The organism is Anabaena sp. CA = ATCC 33047, from assembly GCF_963870205.1.
GTDB lineage: Bacteria > Cyanobacteriota > Cyanobacteriia > Cyanobacteriales > Nostocaceae > Trichormus.
In genome coordinates this window covers 11,011-31,409 of record NZ_CAWMSA010000056.1, presented here as the reverse complement: position 1 = coordinate 31,409, position 20,399 = coordinate 11,011, and the positions used below count along the sequence as shown (strand labels likewise).

General features: G+C 42.4%; 20 protein-coding genes. 8 read left to right on the top strand and 12 right to left on the bottom strand.

Annotated features, from left to right (window positions below; genetic code table 11):
- Positions 1 to 100: 100 nt before the first annotated feature.
- On the top strand, positions 101 to 3,853 hold the full coding sequence (locus AACS98_RS16860) for a hydantoinase B/oxoprolinase family protein (RefSeq protein WP_066381927.1): 3,753 nt from the start codon (positions 101 to 103) through the stop codon (positions 3,851 to 3,853).
- 71 nt (positions 3,854 to 3,924) lie between these two features.
- Here the strand turns inward: AACS98_RS16860 and AACS98_RS16855 are convergent, their stop codons facing one another.
- The 10 genes from AACS98_RS16855 to AACS98_RS16810 all read right to left on the bottom strand — a co-directional run bounded on the left by AACS98_RS16855 (position 3,925) and on the right by AACS98_RS16810 (position 11,915).
- Positions 3,925 to 4,290 carry a hypothetical protein gene (locus tag AACS98_RS16855; protein WP_066381924.1) on the bottom strand — a complete coding sequence of 122 codons (366 nt, stop codon included), beginning with the start codon at positions 4,288 to 4,290 and terminating at the stop codon, positions 3,925 to 3,927.
- Positions 4,290 to 4,496: a hypothetical protein gene (locus AACS98_RS16850; protein ID WP_066381921.1), complete on the bottom strand. Its 207-nt coding sequence runs from the start codon at positions 4,494 to 4,496 to the stop codon at positions 4,290 to 4,292. The genes AACS98_RS16855 and AACS98_RS16850 overlap by 1 nt, the downstream gene beginning before the upstream one ends.
- A gap of 9 nt (positions 4,497 to 4,505) precedes the next feature.
- Positions 4,506 to 4,733: a hypothetical protein gene (locus tag AACS98_RS16845; protein WP_066381919.1), complete on the bottom strand. Its 228-nt coding sequence runs from the start codon at positions 4,731 to 4,733 to the stop codon at positions 4,506 to 4,508.
- The gene (locus tag AACS98_RS16840; protein WP_066381917.1) at positions 4,705 to 5,622 is read right to left on the bottom strand and encodes an AAA family ATPase; all 918 of its coding nucleotides are present in this window, start codon (positions 5,620 to 5,622) and stop codon (positions 4,705 to 4,707) included. The genes AACS98_RS16845 and AACS98_RS16840 overlap by 29 nt, the downstream gene beginning before the upstream one ends.
- A gap of 493 nt (positions 5,623 to 6,115) precedes the next feature.
- Positions 6,116 to 6,943 carry a type I methionyl aminopeptidase gene (gene map / locus AACS98_RS16835; protein WP_066381916.1) on the bottom strand — a complete coding sequence of 276 codons (828 nt, stop codon included), beginning with the start codon at positions 6,941 to 6,943 and terminating at the stop codon, positions 6,116 to 6,118.
- Positions 6,944 to 7,136: 193 nt separating this feature from the next.
- A complete protein-coding gene (locus tag AACS98_RS16830; protein WP_157087532.1) occupies positions 7,137 to 7,625 on the bottom strand; it encodes a plastocyanin/azurin family copper-binding protein in 489 nt (162 codons plus the stop codon).
- 53 nt (positions 7,626 to 7,678) lie between these two features.
- Complete coding sequence (locus AACS98_RS16825; RefSeq protein WP_066381915.1) at positions 7,679 to 10,537, bottom strand: M16 family metallopeptidase; 2,859 nt, start codon at positions 10,535 to 10,537, stop codon at positions 7,679 to 7,681.
- 95 nt (positions 10,538 to 10,632) lie between these two features.
- On the bottom strand, positions 10,633 to 11,061 hold the full coding sequence (locus tag AACS98_RS16820) for a VOC family protein (RefSeq protein WP_066381914.1): 429 nt from the start codon (positions 11,059 to 11,061) through the stop codon (positions 10,633 to 10,635).
- Between the two features lie 92 nt (positions 11,062 to 11,153).
- Positions 11,154 to 11,663, bottom strand: a complete 510-nt coding sequence (locus AACS98_RS16815; protein ID WP_445206787.1) for a TIGR02652 family protein — start codon at positions 11,661 to 11,663, stop codon at positions 11,154 to 11,156.
- A 54-nt stretch (positions 11,664 to 11,717) separates the two neighbouring features.
- Positions 11,718 to 11,915, bottom strand: a complete 198-nt coding sequence (locus AACS98_RS16810) for a hypothetical protein (protein WP_157087531.1) — start codon at positions 11,913 to 11,915, stop codon at positions 11,718 to 11,720.
- Between AACS98_RS16810 and AACS98_RS16805 the strand changes: the two genes are divergently transcribed.
- On the top strand, positions 11,905 to 12,426 hold the full coding sequence (locus tag AACS98_RS16805) for a gamma carbonic anhydrase family protein (RefSeq protein ID WP_066381906.1): 522 nt from the start codon (positions 11,905 to 11,907) through the stop codon (positions 12,424 to 12,426). The two genes, AACS98_RS16810 and AACS98_RS16805, sit on opposite strands and share 11 nt — an antisense overlap.
- A 204-nt stretch (positions 12,427 to 12,630) precedes the next feature.
- Positions 12,631 to 12,759, top strand: coding sequence for a photosystem II protein Y (locus AACS98_RS16800; protein ID WP_066381904.1), 129 nt, complete (start codon positions 12,631 to 12,633; stop codon positions 12,757 to 12,759).
- On the opposite strand, the gene AACS98_RS16795 is transcribed toward AACS98_RS16800, so the two are convergent.
- Positions 12,721 to 13,005: a hypothetical protein gene (locus AACS98_RS16795; RefSeq protein ID WP_084386925.1), complete on the bottom strand. Its 285-nt coding sequence runs from the start codon at positions 13,003 to 13,005 to the stop codon at positions 12,721 to 12,723. The genes AACS98_RS16800 and AACS98_RS16795 overlap by 39 nt on opposite strands.
- Before the next feature lie 2 nt (positions 13,006 to 13,007).
- On the opposite strand from AACS98_RS16795, the gene AACS98_RS16790 reads away from it, so the two are divergent.
- The gene (locus AACS98_RS16790; protein WP_066381900.1) at positions 13,008 to 14,270 is read left to right on the top strand and encodes a bifunctional folylpolyglutamate synthase/dihydrofolate synthase; all 1,263 of its coding nucleotides are present in this window, start codon (positions 13,008 to 13,010) and stop codon (positions 14,268 to 14,270) included.
- 91 nt (positions 14,271 to 14,361) lie between these two features.
- On the top strand, positions 14,362 to 16,356 hold the full coding sequence (locus tag AACS98_RS16785) for an MASE1 domain-containing protein (protein WP_066381898.1): 1,995 nt from the start codon (positions 14,362 to 14,364) through the stop codon (positions 16,354 to 16,356).
- 26 nt (positions 16,357 to 16,382) lie between these two features.
- Here the strand turns inward: AACS98_RS16785 and AACS98_RS16780 are convergent, their stop codons facing one another.
- Complete coding sequence (locus tag AACS98_RS16780) at positions 16,383 to 17,681, bottom strand: ABC transporter substrate-binding protein (protein ID WP_066381895.1); 1,299 nt, start codon at positions 17,679 to 17,681, stop codon at positions 16,383 to 16,385.
- A gap of 145 nt (positions 17,682 to 17,826) precedes the next feature.
- Here AACS98_RS16780 and pilM point away from each other — a divergent pair, with 145 nt between their 5' ends.
- The 3 genes from pilM to AACS98_RS16765 all read left to right on the top strand — a co-directional run.
- Positions 17,827 to 18,933: a type IV pilus assembly protein PilM gene (pilM, locus tag AACS98_RS16775; RefSeq protein ID WP_066381893.1), complete on the top strand. Its 1,107-nt coding sequence runs from the start codon at positions 17,827 to 17,829 to the stop codon at positions 18,931 to 18,933.
- A 4-nt stretch (positions 18,934 to 18,937) separates the two neighbouring features.
- Entirely contained in the window at positions 18,938 to 19,702 is a 765-nt protein-coding gene (locus tag AACS98_RS16770; protein WP_066381892.1) for a PilN domain-containing protein, read from the top strand.
- On the top strand, positions 19,699 to 20,399 hold a 701-nt coding region (locus AACS98_RS16765; protein WP_066382352.1), incomplete at its 3' end, for a pilus assembly protein PilO. The genes AACS98_RS16770 and AACS98_RS16765, both read left to right, overlap by 4 nt.

The window sequence follows — 20,399 nt, the reverse complement described above, 5'->3', positions numbered from 1 at the left end:
AATTGTAGGGTGCGTTACGCTTTGCTTTAACGCACCCCACTGGACTTTAATTTTGAATTTTAAATTTTGAATTTTGAATTCGGAGCGAAGCGACGTGACGATGGCTTGGGAATTTTGGATTGATCGTGGTGGTACGTTTACTGATATTGTGGCGAAGCGTCCCGATGGTAAGTTAATTATTCACAAGCTGTTGTCTGAAAATCCTGAACGCTATCGGGATGCAGCAGTGCAAGGTATTCGGGAAATTTTAGGCATTCCCACAGATGCGCCCATTGCTGCTGATGTGATTTCTGCTGTGAAAATGGGTACTACTGTCGCGACTAATGCCTTATTGGAAAGAAAAGGCGATCGCACAGTTTTAGTAATCACTAAAGGCTTTCGGGATGCGTTGCAAATCGGCTATCAAAACCGTCCGCACATTTTCGCCCGTCGGATTATATTACCAGAACTGCTCTACGAGCAGGTCATTGAAGTAACAGAACGTTACACTGCCCAAGGTGAGGAATTAATCCCCGTTGATTTAGAGGCTATCCGTCCCCAATTGCAAGCAGCATTTAATCATGGCATTCGTTCTTGTGCAATCGTTTTCATGCACGGCTACCGCTACACCGAACATGAAAAACAAGTTGCTGCTTTAGCCAGAAGTATTGGTTTTACTCAAGTTTCCGTCTCTCACGAAGTCAGCCCCTTAATGAAATTAGTCAGTCGGGGTGATACGACAGTAGTTGATGCCTATTTATCCCCAATTTTGCGCCGCTATGTAGACCAAGTAGCGAATCAGTTGGGGGACAAGGGGGACAAGGTAGACAAGGGGGACAAGGGAGACAAGGTAGACAAGGTAGACAAGGTAGACAAGGTAGAAAATTCCTCCTCATCTCCCTCATCTTCTCCCAGTCCCCAGTCCCCAGTCCCCAGTCCCCAGTCCCCAGTCAAACTAATGTTTATGCAATCAAATGGCGGACTAGCTGACGCTGAAAACTTTCAAGGTAAGGATAGTATTTTATCAGGGCCTGCCGGTGGGATTGTCGGGGCGGTGCAGACAAGCTTGATGGCTGGGTTTAATCAGATTATCAGCTTTGATATGGGTGGCACATCTACAGATGTCGCCCATTTCAACGGCGAGTATGAACGCACTTTAGAAACGGAAGTTGCAGGGGTACGTCTGCGAACACCCATGATGGCAATTCATACTGTCGCTGCTGGTGGTGGTTCAATTGTCCAGTATGACGGTTCGCGCTATCGGGTAGGGCCAGAGTCAGCCGGCGCAAATCCTGGCCCTGCTTCCTATTCCAAAGGCGGGCCGTTGACGGTGACTGATTGTAATGTTATGGTGGGTAAGCTACAGCCTGAGTTTTTTCCGCAGGTGTTCGGAGAAAATGCCGATTTACCTCTCGATGTAGAGGTTGTCAGAGCCAAATTTACTCAGTTGGCAACAGAAATTGGTGATGGTAGAAAACCAGAGGAAGTTGCAACGGGATTTTTAGCGATCGCAGTTGATAAAATGGCGAATGCGATTAAAAAAATCTCTCTCCAGCGTGGTTACGACGTTTCGGAATACACGCTATGTTGTTTTGGTGGTGCTGGTGGACAACACGCCTGTTCAATTGCTGATGCTTTAGGAATGCAGCAAGTTTTCATTCATCCCTACGCGGGGGTATTGTCAGCTTACGGTATGGGTTTAGCTGATGTCCGCGCCATGCGAGAGAAGTCTGTAGAAAGTGTGTTAAATCATGATGTCTTGTCTGAACTAGAGTCAATCTTTACCCAATTGGCAGAGGAGGGACAACAAGAATTAAACCACAGAGTGACAGAAGCAGGAGAGAAAATCGAGATTTATCGCAAGGTGCATTTACGGTATGACGGCACAGATGCGCCGTTAATTGTGGATTTTGGTGAGATAACCGCGATACAGACACAGTTTGAAACTTTGCATCGTCAGCGTTACGGGTTTATCGTTCCCGAAAAGCAGCTAATTGTCGAAGCGGTAGCTGTGGAAGTAGTAGCGCGACATGATGCACCACCAGAAGCTATAGTTTCACGCCGAGATAACCAACCACCAACAGCCGTTGCCACTGTGCAGATGTACACTGCTGGCGCATGGCATTCTACACCAGTGTATCAGCGAGAGGATTTACAACCAGGAGATTGTATTTCTGGGCCGGCGATTATTGTCGAACCAACGGGTACAAATGTGATTGAACCCCACTGGAAAGCACAGTTAACCCAACTTAGTCATCTGATTTTACAACGAAGCACTAAAAAAACGCAAGTCCCCCTTCTCAATTCCCCAGTCACTACCGAAAAAGACCCGGTGATGTTGGAGATATTCAATAATTTATTTCGAGCGATCGCTGAACAAATGGGGATAACCTTACAAAACACTAGCTCCTCAGTCAACATCAAAGAAAGGTTAGATTTTTCCTGCGCGATTTTTGATAGTGCTGGACAGTTAGTAGCTAACGCGCCGCATATCCCCGTACATCTGGGTTCAATGAGTGAAAGCGTCCAAGCCTTAATTACAGCTTATGGCGACAGCATCAAACCTCAAGATGTCTTCGTTTCCAACAACCCCTACAACGGCGGAACTCACCTCCCCGATATCACCGTCATCACCCCAGTCTTTCCCCAGTCAAGAGTCAAGAGTCCCCAGTCCCCCCTATTCTACGTCGCCTCACGGGGACATCATGCAGATATCGGTGGCATAACTCCCGGTTCTATGCCTCCTCACAGTCAAAATGTCACGGAAGAAGGAATATTATTAGATAATATCCAGTTAGTAAATGCTGGAGAATTTAGAGAAACAGAAATAAGAAACTCACTCGCCAGTGAACCTTATCCCGCCAGAAATATCAATCAAAATATTGCTGATTTAAAAGCGCAAATTGCAGCGAATGAACGTGGTGTTCAAGAACTGCTAAAAATGGTCGAACATTACGGTTTAGACACCGTACAAGCTTACATGGGGTTTGTGCAAGATAACGCCGAAGAATCAGTCCGGCGAGTGATTGAAGTCTTAAAAAATGGTAGTTTTAGCTATGCTTTAGATGATGGGAGTATTATTCAAGTAGCTATCACTATCAATCATGAAAATCGCAATGCCGAAATTGATTTTACTGGCACATCACCCCAACAACTAAATAATAATTTCAACGCTCCGGCAGCAGTTTGTAAAGCCGCAGTGTTGTATGTTTTCCGCACCTTAGTAGATGATGATATTCCCTTAAACGCTGGCTGTCTCAAACCTTTAGAAATCATCATACCGCAAGGGTGTATGTTAAATCCCACCTATCCGGCGGCGGTAGTGGCGGGAAATGTGGAAACATCCCAAGCCATTACAGATACTTTGTATGGGGCGTTGGGTGTTTTAGCCGCTTCCCAAGGAACAATGAATAACTTTACCTTTGGCAATCAACACTATCAATATTATGAAACTATCTGCGGTGGTTCGGGTGCTGGTGCAGATTTTCCTGGTACAGATGCGGTGCATACCCACATGACAAATTCACGCCTGACCGACCCAGAAGTGCTAGAATGGCGGTTTCCGGTAATTTTGGAAAGTTTTGGTATTCGTGATGGTAGTGGCGGTAAAGCTCAAAATCACGGCGGTAATGGGGTAATTCGTCGCCTCCGGTTTCTAGAACCCATGACAGCCGGAATTTTAGCAAATCATCGTGTAGTTGCACCGTTTGGTTTATGTGGCGGTGAAGCGGGGAAGGTGGGAAGAAATTATGTGGAAAGAAGTAACGGCACTGTGGAAGAATTAAATTCTAAAGCGGTGGTAGAGATGGATGCAGGAGATGTGTTTGTGATTGAAACTCCTGGGGGTGGGGGGTATGGGTTGAGACGAGAGTAGAACGCAGATAAACGCAGATAAACGCGGATGGATTGCATTGGGGTTTTGATACCGCGATCGCTACGTTTATTTTACTCAAACTCTAGGTATTTACAATTTTCATCCTCCACAAGCTTACGCAAACTTTGCAGGATTTTCAGTTTATAGGTGGCATTTATGTATTCTTGCTTTGAGGGTGAATCACCTAAATTATTCAGCACATCATCACTTTCTTGAACAATTGTATCTCGCAAGAAGTCGCTAAACTTTCTGCGATTTCCACCCTCAAGGGGGATAACAGAAGTTTTAACAGCTTCTCCATCAGGTTTCATCTCTATTTCTTGAGGTTTTGCAATCTTAGAAAAATCTGATTGCTGTAACCACTCGTAAAAGTTTTGTGAAACGTCAACTGCTTCTAAGGTCGCTTTGTCTTGTGAGTAGAATACTATATCTAACATTAGCCTTCCTCCTGAGCTTCAGATTCCATAAACAGCTTTTCAGGGACATTTTCTGCGTATGCTACATCATGCTCATCAAAGAGTTTCTTTGCTGGCTTTGTAATTATCCCTGTGGTTAAGACAGCAGATACACCTCCCTTATTAATAATCTTTTTTGCTAAGGTTGAATCAATCTGTTTACGAGTTTTAATCTCAATATATGGCATTTAGATGTCCTAATACTTATTGTACTCAGAGTTAATTTGGCGAACAATTGCCTTAACTCTTGGTTCATCCTCAGAGTTGTAGTAGAGAATATCGCCTCTAGAATCATCACCTATTGTTCTCTCACAAGGAATTCCTTCTGCTTTCAACCTGTTGATTACCCAGGTGATAAAGTCTCTGTGGGCTTGCAAGCGGTTAATTTTTTTGTCCTCATCTGTTTGCCATTCTCTGTCTGCCATTTGCAAATTCTCCGTAAGTTATAGTTAAATGTTCGTTAGTTGAGAAGCCTTCTTTAAAAAGCTTGAGTAGTTTATCTGTGATTGAAGTTTCTTTATATTCACAAATGACATCAATCAACAGGGATTTATATAGAGCTTTTATATCACCTGTTTTGAAGGCGCGACGTTTATAAACCTTATATAGCTGCTCTAACTCTTTATCTTTAGGAGTGTAGTTAATCGGCTGACTTAAATATTCAATATAAGCCCGAAACTCATCCTTTTCTAAAGTTGTATCAACATAATTCTTGAGCGAAAACCTACGCACTACTGCTGTATCGATTAAATTATCTACATTGGTGATCCCAAACAAAATCAATTTTTTGCTTGAGGATGGGTGCAGCCTATCAAGCTCTAATATTAAAGTTGTCATTGCTCGACGGATAGCATCATGCTCCTGAACCCGGCTACGGCTCATACAAAAAGAATCTAGTTCATCTATTACTAGAAATACAGATGAATTATCCGAACAAACTTTTCTTAGATTCTCGAAGGCTTGCTCTAAATTACGAGATGACTGACCTAAAGCGGGGTCGAGCATCTTTCCAATATCAATAGTGTAAAAATTAATTTCGTTACTAACTTCCGTTTTCAGGCGGTCAAACAGCAAATGACATAGAGTTGTTTTACCTGTATTTGGTGGCCCATAAAGAAGTATAGAAGGAACTAGATCATAAAAGATAAAATTCTCCACTGTTGCAGTATCTGCCGTTATCACGGCCTTGCAAAACCTAAACAAATGCTCTTGAAGGGAATCTAGTCCAAATAATTTGTGTTGGCAGATTCGCCGCTTTATTTCGGAATGAGGTATATGCAATAGTCCACTGGTTTCTTGAATGTGGCCAGACATACATAATTTCTTAGTGTGTTACACTTTCTTTTAACATAGCGATGAAACCAGACAATATCGTAATTACACTGATTATTGCCCGAATTATTCAGCTAATGCCCCACCAGTGAGCGAAGCAGCATCATTATATAATTGTGCTACAACTTTCGATTTAATCGCTCTGTACAGGATATTTATATAAGATTTTTTTACATAATATAGATACACAAATTATTTACACGTAATTGTTCTAGATAATCTGCTTTTTATTTTTGGCAGTAGGTAAGCCTCGCCTAACTACTGCTTTGGCAAACTGTTCAGGAATCACTTCTGGAAAATCCGAAAAGTCGATATCCTGATCATTCATAGCATCCAGTCGTTGCCAATCAGTCTGAGATTTGCTCGCAATAGGTTAGTTGTTCATATTTAGTTCAAAAATTTTCGGCATCCAGTCAACAAAAAGCGATCGCACTTTACCCAGGCGATCGCTCTTTGCTATACTTAGACTTATTAATTAAACTTTGGTACGGTCTGTCAAAATTTCATAACCAGTCTCAGTCACCAAAACTGTATGTTCAAACTGTGCTGACAAAGAATTATCCACAGTTACAGCCGTCCATCTATCTGCTAAAGTTCTAGTATGTTTAGAACCAGCATTTAAAATGGGTTCTATCGCCAAAGTCATCCCTGCACGCAGTTTCACATTAGGCATTTCTCTTGTACGATAGTTAAACACAGAGGGTTCTTCGTGTAAGTTGCGTCCTACACCATGTCCGGTGAATTCTTCCACTACACTATAACCATTAGCTCTAACATGATCTTCAATTGCCCCTGCTAAATCAAGCAAGTAAGCACCTGCTTTAACTTGTTCAATACCTTTATAAAGTGCTTCTTCAGCGACGCGAATTAACTTAGCGGCTTCTGGGGTAACTTCACCGACAGCGATGGTAATACAAGAATCACCATGAAACCCTTGAAAATAAGCACCAGTATCTACCTTTAATACATCCCCTGCACGAATGACTTTTTTAGGGTTGGGGATACCATGCACAACTTCATTATTGATGCTGGAGCAGATAGAACCAGTAAAACCATGATATCCTTTAAAGCTAGGTGTAGCCCCCATTTCACGAATGCGCTTTTCTGCATAAGCATCCAAGTCAGCCGTAGTCATTCCCGGCTTAACTAACTGCGAAATTTCCTTGAGGACAGTTGCAACAATTTTAGCAGATTGTCGCATAATATCAATTTCACGGGGAGATTTAATTTCGATTCCCCGACGTTGTTTAGGTGATGATGCTGGTTTAGGTGCTTGAGAAAGTAAATTGGTGAGGATGTTCATGAGAAACTAAAGATTACTTGCGCCTTGCCGCTAAAGTGACTGTGTTTTACCTAAAGTTTAATTGAGAAATAATATCTATATTTAAGTTAGCTTATTTTTTGTGACGAATTAGTGATTAGTCATTAGTGATTAGTCATGCGACAGAAGATTCTCCCTCATCTCCCTCATCCCCCTCATCCCCCTCAACTCTGATTTACTTACCTGCAATGACAATTTCCCCAATCATACCTGCTTCCGTATGTCCGGGTATAGAACAGCGTAAACTGTATTTACCTGACTTCATCGGTACAAAAACCCATTCAGCAGACGCACCGGGTTTAAGTTCCAACTCATGAATTGCGCCCTTAATCTCCACTTTACCAGCTTCAACCTTTTGACTCCAGATAGCATCAGCGAAATCTTTAGCAGTAAAATAATGCTTCAATTGACTAGGATTAGTCAACCGCAATAGATAACGCTTCCCTGGTACAAACTCCAAAGAACTCGGCTCAAACTTAAATTCATTAGCAGAATTACCCAAACTCACCGTAACCTCCGTCACAGACTGCCTAGACAAATCCCCCGAAGAAATTGCAGCGATCGCCGGACTCCCCCAACTCAAACCCAGACACAACAAGCAACCCCAAACCACCCTACCCCAACGCCCAAAACCCACCATAGTATAAAAACCCTCCCTCACCATAAAACCCTCCGCGTACCTTTGCGTTTCCTCCGCGCTCCTTTGCGTTTAAAAAATTATCTCACAACCTGACGCGCCAAAATACTAGGCCCTGCCGTCACCACCACCAAATGATCAGGATGAAATAACTCACGAGCCGCTTGATTCACCTCAGCCAGCGTCACCTGCCGAATCTTTGCTGTATAATGATATAACTCAGCCTGCTCAAAACCATAAACCTGATTCATCAAGATATTACTGCTTAACTCCTCTGGATCTGCCAAAGAAACCTGATAATTACCAATCAGAGTCCGTTTAGCCATCTCAACTTCCGTAGCAGTCACACCATGCTCATGGATATCTTCAAGTAGTTTACGGGTACTAGCGATCGCCTGATTAGCATCTTCTGGACTGGTTTGCATTTCAATCCAAAATGTGCCAAAATCCTTTTCAGCTTGAAAATGGCTAAAAATGCCATAAGTCAAAGCTTGGCGATCGCGCACTTCTGCACCTAAACGACTCGATAAAGTATCACCCCCGAAAATCTGATTTAATACCAAAGCTTGGTAAAATCTAGGGTCTTGACGCTTAATCCCGGTATAACCCATATAAGTAATTGCTTGAGTTTTACCAGGAACAACCGGATTAACTCGCACAATACTGCTAGGGTTCGATACTTCAGGATATTCTACACTAGGCGGTTCACCACTGACAAGCCAATCACCCAACTCTGCTGCTATGAGCGATCGCACAGATTCCGGTTGCAAATCTCCCACTAATACCAATACCATCGTATCAGGACGATAATATTTGTGTTGGAAAGCGACGACATCCTGACGTTTAATGCGTTTCAAAGATTCCTTAGTCGGGAACTTGTGTAAAGGATGCGCTTGAGGGTAAATTGATTGTACAAAGATGCGAAGAGCAACTTCCCCTGGCTCATCTAAATCTTGTTTGAGTTCAGATAAAGCTTGTTGACGGTTAAGTTCTAATTCTTTTTGGGGAAAGGTACTGTTTTTCAGCGCATCCGCTAACGTGTGGATTAAAACAGGTAAGTCTTCCGCTAAACTATCGCCCTCAATTTGTACACCAGTGCGGTAAGCTGCAAAATCCAAGCTTGCACCTCTATCTTCCAAAGCCTTGGCTAAGGTAGAAGCGTTTTTAGTTTTAGTTCCACTCATCAAACTATCGGCTACTAAAGATGCTAAACCGCTTTGTGCCACCGGGTCAAATTCTGAACCTGCTTTGATGTAACCGCTTAATGTGATTGTGGGTGTACTGTCATCCCTCAACAATAATATTTGTAAACCGTTAGCTAAAGTAAACTGCTGTGGTAATATTAGTTTAGTGTTTTGATTATTGTCCTGAATAGTATCAATTTTCGGAAGATACTGCATCATCTCCGAGGGTGGGACAGTGGAATTACCAGAGAACTTTTCTGTAGTGCGTGGTGATGATTTTTGTTTGGTTATTTCCTGGGTTTGACTGACAATAGGTTGAAAAATTCCCACTGTTTGAGCAGATTTAGTGAGATATTTATTTAATACAGCCACAACATCGGCGGTGGTGACTTGACGCACGGCTGCTAAATAATAATCTGTAAAACGATAATCCCCAGTAGTTGTCTGATCATTGCCTAATTGCATTGCTTGATCAGTGATATTGCGATTACTCAAAATTATCGCAGCTTCTAACTGACGTTTAGCTCTAGCTAATTCGGCAGAGGTGACACCATTTTGAGATAATTTAGCGATCGCCTGATCGAGAACTGATTGAATTTTACTCAAATCTTGGTCAGGATCAGCAGTCACTAACAACTCATACCAACCCGCTTTTTCTAAACTGACCACCGAAGCAGAAACATCAGTAGCTAAACCAGATTCTACCACAGCTTGATACAGTCGAGAATTTCTCCCTTCCGTCAAGATGTAATCCAGCACCTCTAAAGCTGGCATATCTTGATGATTTGCTGGTGGTAGTGGATATATAGCTTGTAATAATGTAGTTGATCCTGGTTCGCGGAGAATTAGGGGATTGGGGATTGGGGATTGGGGATTGGGGATTGGGGATTGGGGATTGGGAAATTTTGGGGATTGGGGATTGGGAAATTTTGGGGATTGGGAAATTTTGGGGATATTACCAAAGATTTGTTTTACAGTCGCTAAAGTTTTCTCGGTGGAAAAATCGCCGACGATGACTAAGACGGAATTTTCAGGATGATAAAACTGACGATAATATTTTTGTAGTTCCTCAACCTGGAACTTTTCTACATCTGCTTTCGTTCCACCCACAGGTAAACCATAGGGATGGTTGGGAAATACTCTTTGCAGGATAGCACGATTGAGGCGATATTCTGGACTATTTTCATAACCCTGCAATTCGGAAATAACTACCCGCTTCTCCCTCGCTAGGTGTTCGCTATCTATGAGCGCGTTTTGCATTCTATCTGCTTCTAAAACTAGCAGAGCTTCCAGCTTATCCCGTTCTACAGTACCATAATAAGCTGTTTGGTCATAGCTAGTAAAAGCATTGGAGTCACTACCCAAAGCACTAAACAACCAGCCAAATTGAGTTGGACGGTTGGTTGTGCCTTTAAACATGATATGTTCTAGTTGGTGGGCAATGCCGTTATGTCCCGGTGCTTCGTGGCGTGAACCGAATTTATACCATACTTGCACACTCACCACAGGTGCTGTATGTACTTCCTTGAGTAATACAGTTAAACCATTTTCCAGCACTGTGCTGTAAACATTGTCTGTGATTGGCAAATCTTTCAGCTTATTTGTCACTAATGTTGCTTGGTTATTCACTCGTCTAGAAGTAGTTATATATTGATTCTCAGCAAGTTGATTGCCAAGAAATAATACCGCAACTAATGAAATTACAACCAGCAATACATAGAAACGGTATCTATAGCAACCTGATAATATAGACATTTATGGTGGTAGATGTAATCATCTCATTACCTTGAGAATATGTTATCAGGTGAACAATCACAAGGTATATAAAAAGACAATCTTAATAGAAGTAATTAATTAAGTTTAGTTAATAAGCGGATAAATTCTAATGGTAAGCCATCAGTATCAGCAATGAAGGCGACTTCCCAAATGCGATCGCCTATTTGTTGCTGTGTTGGTTCTAACAATATTTTTAACGGTGGTAAATCTGATTTTTCTTGAACACATTCTTGTAAATTTGTCAACCACCCTGGTAAATCTGGGGTAAAGTCAGTTAAATCAAAAGACAGATGATAGTATCCCACATAATGCTCATCACCAAAAGCATCGGGTGCTGGTTTAGGTTGGGGAATTTGAATCAGTTCAATTCTGCCGCCTAAACCTTCCATCCAGCAAGCTAGGGTATAGCCTGTAGTGAAGCGTTCACAGACAGTAAAACCTAGTGTTTCATAAAAGGCGATCGCTTGATGGATATTGGCAGTCCGAATAGAAGCGTGGTGCATAATTTAGTGATTAGTCATTAGTCCTTAGTCATTAGTCATTAGTCAAAATCTAGAAATTATAGACTTGACTATTGACTATTGACTATGGAATCTTACTCAAACAATCGAAAATAAGGGTAGCGCACCGGCACACCCGGTTCTTTATCTAAATCGAAATTAATCACATCCCAACAAGGTTCTTCGGCGGGATCTGGACTAAATTCTACAGGTAAACCGTAAAGTCTGGCAGATGATGTTTCTTGCTGTCCTGAACGCCAAGGAGTGCTACGTTCTAAATAACCACTCATCAATTCCTGATAACGTTTGGCGATGATCACTCGTGTTGCTCGATAGCCTTGGGTGTATAACTTGTCTAAGGCTTCATGAATTTCAAACCGAATGCCATCAGGATGAGTATGTTGTCTATACCATTCATTATTCCATCGCCGCCAATGTCGCCCAGATTGGAGATGAACTAACTCTTCAGTTTTGGGATTCGCTTCAAATGCGCCATGACGAGGACATAAATAGGTATCAGTCAGTGTCAACGCCGGAATTGTTTGGCGACAATGCGGACACTGGATGTCAGGGCCAAATATAGGGTACTGCAAACCTGGATTCATCATGAAGTGCGTACAATCATAGTTTCGTCTTCACCAGCACCAGTGAGTTGGATTTTACACTTCCACTCCACCACTGTGGGGGGTTTGTTCATTGCGACAAAAAAAGGCATTGTGGCAAGAACAAGTTTCACCGTTGTCTGCCTCGATTTCGAGGTGTGACACTGTGATATTCTGGTTTTGCAACCAGCCTTCAAGGATGGAGTTTTTCCAGTGTTCCTGGGTACCATATTCATATTCTATCGTGTCTACCACTTCTTACTGGCCTTCTGTTGATTTTTCTCAAGCCGCCTTCATCGCACCTAACGCTGTGGTGATGGGTTCGGTAAATATAGCCCCTGGGGTAAGCATTTGGTATGGTGCTGTTGTCAGGGCGGATGTAGAACGCATTGAACTTGGCGAATGCACTAACATTCAAGACGGGGCAATTTTACACGGTGATCCCGGTTTACCCACCATTTTAGAAGACCATGTGACAGTAGGACATCGTGCTGTAGTACATTCTGCCCACATTGAGCGCGGCTGTTTGATTGGTATTGGCGCAGTTGTGTTAGATGGAGTCAGAGTTGGTGCAGGTAGCATCATAGGTGCTGGTGCAGTAGTCACCAAAAATATACCTCCTTTATCTCTAGTTGTCGGCATTCCCGGCAAAGTTGTACGTCAAGTCACCCCAGAAGAAGCCGCAGAACTCATCGAACACGCCGAACGTTACAAAAAGTTAGCCTTGGTACACGCTGGCAAGGGAACGGATATTGGGTTTAGGTGAGGGAGTAGGGAGCAGGGGGAGCAGAGGAAGCCGAGGAAGCCGAGGAGAAAAACTAACAACTAATGACCAATGACTAATGACTAATGACTCTTTTGTTAAACTTTCTTTACAAAACCCTATAGCAAAATTGCCCACTTCAGCTAAAAATAAAAATGAGAGTAGTTGATAAAACTTTAATTTCCACTAGATAGAGGGGTACTAGAAATGGATAATATTGATTTTCGTGTCGTCGTCGTTTTAGCTCCTATCGCTGTTGCTGGTGGCTGGGCTGCTTTTAACATCGGTGCGGCTGCTTTAAGACAAGTTCAAGGCTTTTTGAACAAACAAGCCTAAACTCTGCTTAAGATAACCATTTTCTAACCGACTGTTATCTTCACGACAACAGTCGGTTTTGTCGATTTTGGGGACTGGGGATTGGGTATTGGGGACTGGGGACTGGGGACTGGGGACTGGGGACTGGGGACTGGGGACTGAGTAAGAGTTCTTCTCCTCATCTCCCTCATCTCCCTCATCTCCCTCATCCCCCTCATCCCCCTCATCCCCCTCATCTCCCTCATCCCCCTCATCCTCATTCCCCACTCGTGAATATAAATTCTCTCCTCCAACCATTTCAACATTTTGGCGTTAACCTGGGACTTTCCCGTATTCATAGGCTTTTAGCTAATTTAGGCAACCCGCATCATCAAGTTCCAGTCATTCATGTTGCTGGCACAAATGGTAAAGGTTCTGTCTGTGCTTATTTGTCTTCTGTTCTGACTGAAGCGGGTTATCGTACTGGACGCTATACTTCTCCCCATTTGGTGAATTGGACTGAACGTATTTGTCTGAATGAAGTGCAAATTTCTGCTGAGGAATTTTGCGAATTGTTACTACAAGTGAAGGCGGCTGTCAACTCTGATGAGTACCCGACTTTATTTGAAGTGGTGACTGCGGCTGCTTGGTTATATTTTGCCCAGCAACAAGTTGATTTAGCTGTGGTAGAGGTGGGTTTAGGCGGACGTTTGGATGCTACTAATGTGATATCTGAACCTCTGGTGACGGTGATTACTTCTATTAGTCGGGAACATTGGCAACAGTTAGGTAATACTGTGGCGGAAATTGCCGGGGAAAAAGCTGGTATTCTTAAGCCTGGGTGTCCGGCTGTGATGGGAATGTTACCACCGGATGCGGAGAAAGTGGTGCGATCGCGCGCTCAAGAATTACAATGTCCATTAATCACTCCACAACCCGCACGAGAAATACAGCCAGGTTGGGCAGAATATCAATCAATTCAAAATAGCAATTTAATTAAATATCCTTTACCTTTACCGGGACAAATTCAATTAAATAATTCATCTTTGGCTTTAGCTACTTTAGAAATTCTACAACAAAAAGGTTGGCAAATTTCGCCAGATGCAATTATTAATGGTATGGCTAAAACTAAATGGCCTGGGCGGATGCAATGGCTAAATTTTTACAGCCAGAAATTATTAATTGATGGCGCACATAATCCAGCCGCCGCTAAAGTTTTACGCGATTATGTAGATAGTCTCAATTATCAAAATATCACTTGGGTGATGGGTATGTTATCTACTAAAGACCATGCTGATATTTTTCAAGTTTTACTGCGTCCAGATGAACAATTATATTTAGTACCAGTACCAGACCATAGTTCAGCTAATCCAGAAAATTTAGCCCAGCTAGCTAATAATATTTGTTCAGACTTAGGTGCTTGTGAGACTTACTTAGATTTATCATCAGCCCTAGAAGCAGCTTTTAACACCACAGATAACTTAGTGGTTTTATGCGGTTCTTTATATTTAATCGGTCACTTTTTGGAAAAGATTGCTGAAAATCATTTGTAATCATTCCTTCTTGGTTGTGATGTTCCAAAGTCAAAGGAAAAGGGCATTCTAGGTTTATAAAACAAATTGATATAAAACAACCACTAAACGGATGATTCAACAAAAAAACCCTATATTCCCGGATGCACTCAGGCAAATTGGCGGTAACGTTGTTTTAGCCTTCGCCTACTATGAAATGGCTGAAATTTCCCGCCATCTCGCCTCTACGCCTCAAGATGTAACTCCTGTTTGGCCTCCCGATGGCATTGCGGCTGGGGCTGTGCTGTTGTTCGGTAACGGGATGGGGTATGGTGTTTTGCTGGGTTCATTTTTCGCCAACTTTTGGGCGTTCCGAGATTCATCTAGTTTTTTATCCCTGTTGATTTCAACGCTACCAGTTTTCTTAATTGCCGTCGGCACCACTTTAGGGACTATTTTGGGTGCTTTCCTGCTACGCAAAACTACTAACCTGCGTTATCCCTTAGAACGTGTTACCGATGTGTTCAAATTTCTGATTTTCACCGGGATGGTAGGGCCGATAATCAATGCAACTGTGGGAGTGGCTAGCTTGGCGTTGAGTGGTAAAGTTCCCTTCTCGGCTTATGGAACTGTTTGGTTAACTTGGTGGATTTCTAATGTTTCAGGTATTTTTATTGTTACCCCTATTTTGCTGAGTTTTGGGCAATTTATTCAAAAAAACCAAGATTTAATCTTTTCATTGTTATCCCGGAGTTCAATGTCAGAGGATGATGAAAATTTGCCTCAGACTTTACACTCCCCAGGCAAATCATACTTTTTACGATTCTGGTTAGTGGTAGTAGAGTCAGTTATCCTGATGGGGTTGGTAATTCTAATCAGCAAGGTTGCTTTTGGTGACGGGTATCATCTGGAGTATATGTTGATTCCGATGTTGATTTGGTCTGCCTTTCGATTGGGTCAACCGGGTGCAACGCTGTTCACTTTTATTGTAGCTGCGATCGCCGTCATTGCTACTGTCAACGGTAAAGGTGGTTTTGCTAGTCAAAATCTCAACCAATCTTTAATCCAACTGCAATTGTTTATTGCCGTGATTACACTCACCATTTTGGTGCTAACAGCGACAATTGCCGAACTCACACAAGCACAAACTAAGCTACGTCTAGCTTTTGCTGAATTAGCCCAAACTAATGAAACTCTAGAGGTGCGAGTGCAGCAGAGAACTGAAGAATTAAACGAGAAAAATACTATTCTTCAGCAAACTCTAGAAAAGCTGAAAAAAACTCAATTACAGATGCTTCATAGTGAAAAAATGTCTGCATTGGGACAAATGGTAGCAGGGGTTGCCCATGAAATCAATAACCCGATTAATTTCATTTATGGTAACTTAAGCCATCTTTCTGGACATATCCAAGATTTGCTGACAGTATTGCAAGCTTACCAACAGCAATATCCACATCCAAGTCAACCTCTACAAGCGCAATTAGATGAAATTGACCCGGAGTTTATACGCTTAGATTTAGCCAAGATTATGGAGTCCATGACAAGCGGTACTGAACGCATCTCTAATATTGTGTTATCGCTGCGGAACTTTTCACGCTTGGATCAAGCAGAATGGAAGCCGGTAGACATTCACCAAGGTATTGATAGTACCTTGGTGATTTTACAACATCGATTACAAGGGAGTGGCGATCGCCCACAGATTCAGGTGATTAAAGAATATAGTGATTTACCACGGGTAGAATGTGATGCAGCCTCGCTTAATCAAGTGTTTATGAATCTTTTGAACAATGCGATTGATGCTTTAGAAGCATCTGATCAAGGGCGTTCCTTTTCAGATATTTCAGCTAACCTCCCTACCATATCGATTCAAACTTGTCAAATCCATACCAACCGTGTGATGATTACGATTAGTGACAATGGCATCGGTATTCCAGAAGAGATGCGCTCTAAAATATTCGATCCTTTTTTTACCACCAAAGCTGTTGGCGAAGGTACAGGCTTGGGTTTATATATGAGCTATCAAATTGTCAATCAGAAGCATGGTGGTAAACTCTGGTGTGAGTCCACACCGGGACAAGGTGCAAAGTTTATGATTGAGATTCCTGTCACAGCTAAAAGACTGACTTAACAAACCCAATACCCAATACCCAGTCCCTAACGATTATTCCACTGTTGCGCCGCATCTTCTACGGCTTTATCTACGGTTTTTTCGCCTAACATTGCGGCTTGTAAGTTCTCATAAATTGCTTTTTGCAACTTTTTAATGTCTTTCAACGCCGGAGTTAAGATTTCCGCTTGTTGTAGTTGTTGTGCGCTAACTACTCTCGCTTTTTCTACTGTAGTAGCATTAGCTGGAACATCTTTAAAGTAACTGTCAGCAAGGGCTTTTTTAGTAGATGGTAAAACATTAGCAGCTTGAGCAAAAGCTAATTGATTTTCATCATTGGTGAGGAATAAAGCAAACTTCACCGCCGCATCCGGGTTTTTGGTGTCGCGGGGAATGACGATATTCATCACAGCCACATTTTTCTTACCGGTATCGCCTGTAATTTGGGGTGCGATCGCCGAAGCTTGAGCGATTTTAGGCGCGTTGTTAGCAATCGTTTTCAGAAATTCCGGCCCTGAAGCTAATAATGCTGTCTCGCCAGATTGGTATAAATCTATGGCGTGGCGATGTCCTTGAGTTAATGCTTCTTTAGGTAATAACCCTTTTTTGTAAAGTTCCACCCAATACTGAAATGCTGCTTTCCCTTCAGGCGTATTAAAAGCCGCTTTACCTTGAGTATCTACGAGGGTGACTCCCATCTGCACAAATGATTGTAGAACTTCTGCGGAATCCTGGGGGACAAAAGTCACAAAAAACGCATATTTTCCAGTTTTCTCTTTAATTTGCTGTGCCGCTTGTGCTAATTCTGCGTAAGTAGTCGGTGGGTTACTTATACCTGCCTGTTTTAATAAATCAGTGTTATAAATAGTTAACCTTGTGGTGAGGTACCAAGGAATACCAAAACTTTTGCCATTGAGTGTGCTAGCTTGCCAAATATTTGGTAAATAGGAGGAACGTGCTTGTGCTGGGACTTTTTCATCTAAGTCTAACCAAGCATTCCGACCTGCTAATTGAGAAGCAAAATCTGGATTAAGGTTAACAACATCTGGTGGCGTTTTTGCGGAGACAGCTGTTAAAATTTTGTTTTCCATGGCTGCCCAAGGGACATCAACCCAGTTAACCTTTATACCTGGATTTTGTGTTTCAAAGGTAGCAATTAAACTCTGGAAGTAGTTAGTAAATTGAGGTTGGAGTTGCATTGTCCAAAACTCAATGTTTGCTGTTCCCGCAGCAGTTTGTTGAGTTTTTGTAGTCACATTTCCTGTACTGCAACTAACCATCCAACTGGTCAGTAATCCTAACAGCATCCAGGCAACCAGTTGTTTAAATTTTTGCAATTGTATCATCTTACCAGTATTTTTACGCTTGATTAGGGGCAGAAGCTTATGCAGAATTGTCGAGATTATAGGCTAAATCAATTACCCAATACGGATAATATTCTTGAGTAAGATTTAAGTTTTAACAATTAGCAGTCCATTGGGCATAAAAGCGGTGAAAAGTTTCAATAGTCTGTTTGGTAAATCTCAAAGCAGGGTGGGAGTTGAAATAGCACCAGAACGAGTGAATGTAGTGCAACTACGCAAGCAGCGTCAAGGCTTGAAACTCGAATCTTTCATATCGGTACCAGTTCCCGAAGGAATTGTCACCGATGGCCAAATCACTGACACCCCAGCAATGGCGCAACTAATTCAGCAAGCTTTGGCTGAAAGTAAAATTAAGACTTCACGAGTGGCCACTGGTGTTCCCGGACGGGAATCAATTGTCCGAATCATACCTGTACCAGCCGAGTTGGATGACAAAGAACTGCGGGAGATGGTGTTAAATCACGAAGCAGGATTGTATTTACCTTATCCCCGCGAAGAAGCTGATGTAGATTATCAAAAACTTGGGTACTTTGTAGATGAGGATGGCATTGAAAAGGTACATGTACTGTTAGTTGCTACCCGTAAGGAGGTGACAGATACATATATTAGTACGTTTGAGCAAGCAGGATTACAAATTGATGTTTTAGAGATTAACAGTTTTGCCTTGATTCGGATAATTCGCGATCGCTATCTGCGAGACTTAAGTCCACAAGAAGCAGCTGTGTTAGTGGATATAGAGTTTGATAGTACAGAAATCGCGATTATTGTCAATGGTGTACCGCAATTTTCCCGGACAGTACCGATAGGGACTTATCAAATCCAAATGCCCCTAGCCAGGGTCAATAGTCAACCGGTATCACGGGATATGGAGATGTTATATGATATCACAATTCCTGTAACTCCCGTAGATAGTGATAAAACCGGGATGACAGCCAATGACCCAGGTATGGCTGGACTTTTGCGAGTTTTGGGAGAACTCTCAGATGAGCTACGCCGTTCTATAGATTTTTACCTCAATCAAAGTGAAAATATAGAAGTAGCACAAATTTTATTAGCTGGCCCCGGAGGCGGATTACAACAATTAGATGAGTTCTTTACACAAAGACTCGGTATACCTACTAGCCAAATAGATCCGATAGGGTGTTTATCCTTAGAAGTAGATGAAGAAAAGTACCCGATCACACAAAGGTCTGGTTTAGGGATAATCCTTGGTTTAGGGATGCGGGAGATTTAAGTAAATGTACAGTTTAGATATTAACTTTCTTAAAGACCGTCCGGCTTACCAGCCGAAAGCTGATAAAAAATCAGGACTGAAACTGCCCACAGGGGATTTAACACCTGTGTATCTTGGGGTGGGGCTGGGTTTATGTTTTCCTCTGTTGGTAGGAGGTGGGTTGTGGTTCTTGCAGACAGAAAATACTAAACTAGAGCAAGCGATCGCCCAACTAGAAGAAGAAGGCAAAAAGTTAGATGCGGAAATCGGCAATATAAACAAAATCAAGGGCGACATTAATACTATTAAAGCCGAAACACAAAGTTTAGTCAGTGTATTTGACCAGATTAGACCTTGGTCGGCGATGTTGCAAGATTTGCGCGATCGCATCCCCGCCGCCGTACAGATTGAGAATATCAGGCAAATTCCACCAACTCCCCCAGCCGAAGGAAAACCCGCCTCTAACCCCGCAGGTGGTATAGAAATCACCGGCTTGGCTCGCTCTTTTAACGATGTCAATGACTTCTTGTTAAGCCTGCAACAGTCCCGGTTCTTCAAGTCCTCTGACGGCCGAATCACTACAGCCGCCCTAGTAGATGCACCCATACCAGCAACTCCTACTAAAAATGGTGTAGCAATTAAGCCTCCTCAAGTAGTAAAATATACAATACAATCCAGCCTGAGTGATGTTCCCGCCTCTGAGTTAATCAGAGAATTAGAACAAAAAGGCACAGTGGGATTAGTAACCCGGATTCGCAGTATGCAACAAACAGGAGTCATTACAAAATGACGCTGAGTGATGATTTAAATTTTGCCGAACACGCCGGAGACTTAGAAGCCGCACCCGCTTACCCTGTGGTTTTTGGTGTCACCTTTACCCCGAAAATCATCGGTATAGTCGTCGGAGTCTTAGGTATAGCAGGAGCCATGTATATGCTGCTTAACATGGTAATGCCAGCTTGGGAAAGCTATCAACAAAAACAAGCACAAAACAACGATTTACAAGGACAAATCCAGCAAAAGCAAGCCACTGTCAGACAAATTGGCAAAATCAAACAAGACTTAGCCCAAGCCAAACAGCAAAAACAACAGATTTTAGCTTTATTTTCCGATGAAAAAACCTTAGATACCCTACTTTTGGATATCAATCGTTTAGTTGAATCTGGAAATAGTCAAATTCCTGTAAATGCAGTCAGAGCCAAACTACAAAAGTTTGTACCAGTCACACAAAAACCAGAAGTTGTCACCGATAATTCTCTAGGAGCAGCAGTCAACGGCAAACTCAAACGCGCTAGCGTTAATGTGGAAATCGTTGGTACTTACGAACAAACCCAAGCGATTATTCGCAATATAGAGCGTTTACAGCCATTACTAATAGTCAGAGATTATCAATCAACACTAGCAAACATCCAAGCAACAGATCCATCCGGCAAACCTATACGGAGGATAGGGCCAGCACCAATTACAACATCTTTTCAATTACAAGC

What these genes read in the sequence shown, in the direction of transcription:
- AACS98_RS16800 (WP_066381904.1), top strand. Translation starts at nt 12,631, where the DNA reads ATGGATAATATTGATTTTCGTGTCGTCGTCGTTTTAGCTCCTATCGCT.
- AACS98_RS16785 (WP_066381898.1), top strand. Translation starts at nt 14,362, where the DNA reads ATGATTCAACAAAAAAACCCTATATTCCCGGATGCACTCAGGCAAATT.
- AACS98_RS16780 (WP_066381895.1), bottom strand. Translation starts at nt 17,681, where the DNA reads ATGATACAATTGCAAAAATTTAAACAACTGGTTGCCTGGATGCTGTTA.
- AACS98_RS16860 (WP_066381927.1), top strand. Translation starts at nt 101, where the DNA reads ATGGCTTGGGAATTTTGGATTGATCGTGGTGGTACGTTTACTGATATT.
- AACS98_RS16845 (WP_066381919.1), bottom strand. Translation starts at nt 4,733, where the DNA reads ATGGCAGACAGAGAATGGCAAACAGATGAGGACAAAAAAATTAACCGC.
- AACS98_RS16830 (WP_157087532.1), bottom strand. Translation starts at nt 7,625, where the DNA reads ATGGTGAGGGAGGGTTTTTATACTATGGTGGGTTTTGGGCGTTGGGGT.
- AACS98_RS16850 (WP_066381921.1), bottom strand. Translation starts at nt 4,496, where the DNA reads ATGCCATATATTGAGATTAAAACTCGTAAACAGATTGATTCAACCTTA.
- AACS98_RS16820 (WP_066381914.1), bottom strand. Translation starts at nt 11,061, where the DNA reads ATGCACCACGCTTCTATTCGGACTGCCAATATCCATCAAGCGATCGCC.
- AACS98_RS16855 (WP_066381924.1), bottom strand. Translation starts at nt 4,290, where the DNA reads ATGTTAGATATAGTATTCTACTCACAAGACAAAGCGACCTTAGAAGCA.
- AACS98_RS16770 (WP_066381892.1), top strand. Translation starts at nt 18,938, where the DNA reads ATGTACAGTTTAGATATTAACTTTCTTAAAGACCGTCCGGCTTACCAG.
- map (WP_066381916.1), bottom strand. Translation starts at nt 6,943, where the DNA reads ATGAACATCCTCACCAATTTACTTTCTCAAGCACCTAAACCAGCATCA.
- AACS98_RS16825 (WP_066381915.1), bottom strand. Translation starts at nt 10,537, where the DNA reads ATGTCTATATTATCAGGTTGCTATAGATACCGTTTCTATGTATTGCTG.
- AACS98_RS16840 (WP_066381917.1), bottom strand. Translation starts at nt 5,622, where the DNA reads ATGTCTGGCCACATTCAAGAAACCAGTGGACTATTGCATATACCTCAT.
- AACS98_RS16815 (WP_445206787.1), bottom strand. Translation starts at nt 11,663, where the DNA reads ATGAATCCAGGTTTGCAGTACCCTATATTTGGCCCTGACATCCAGTGT.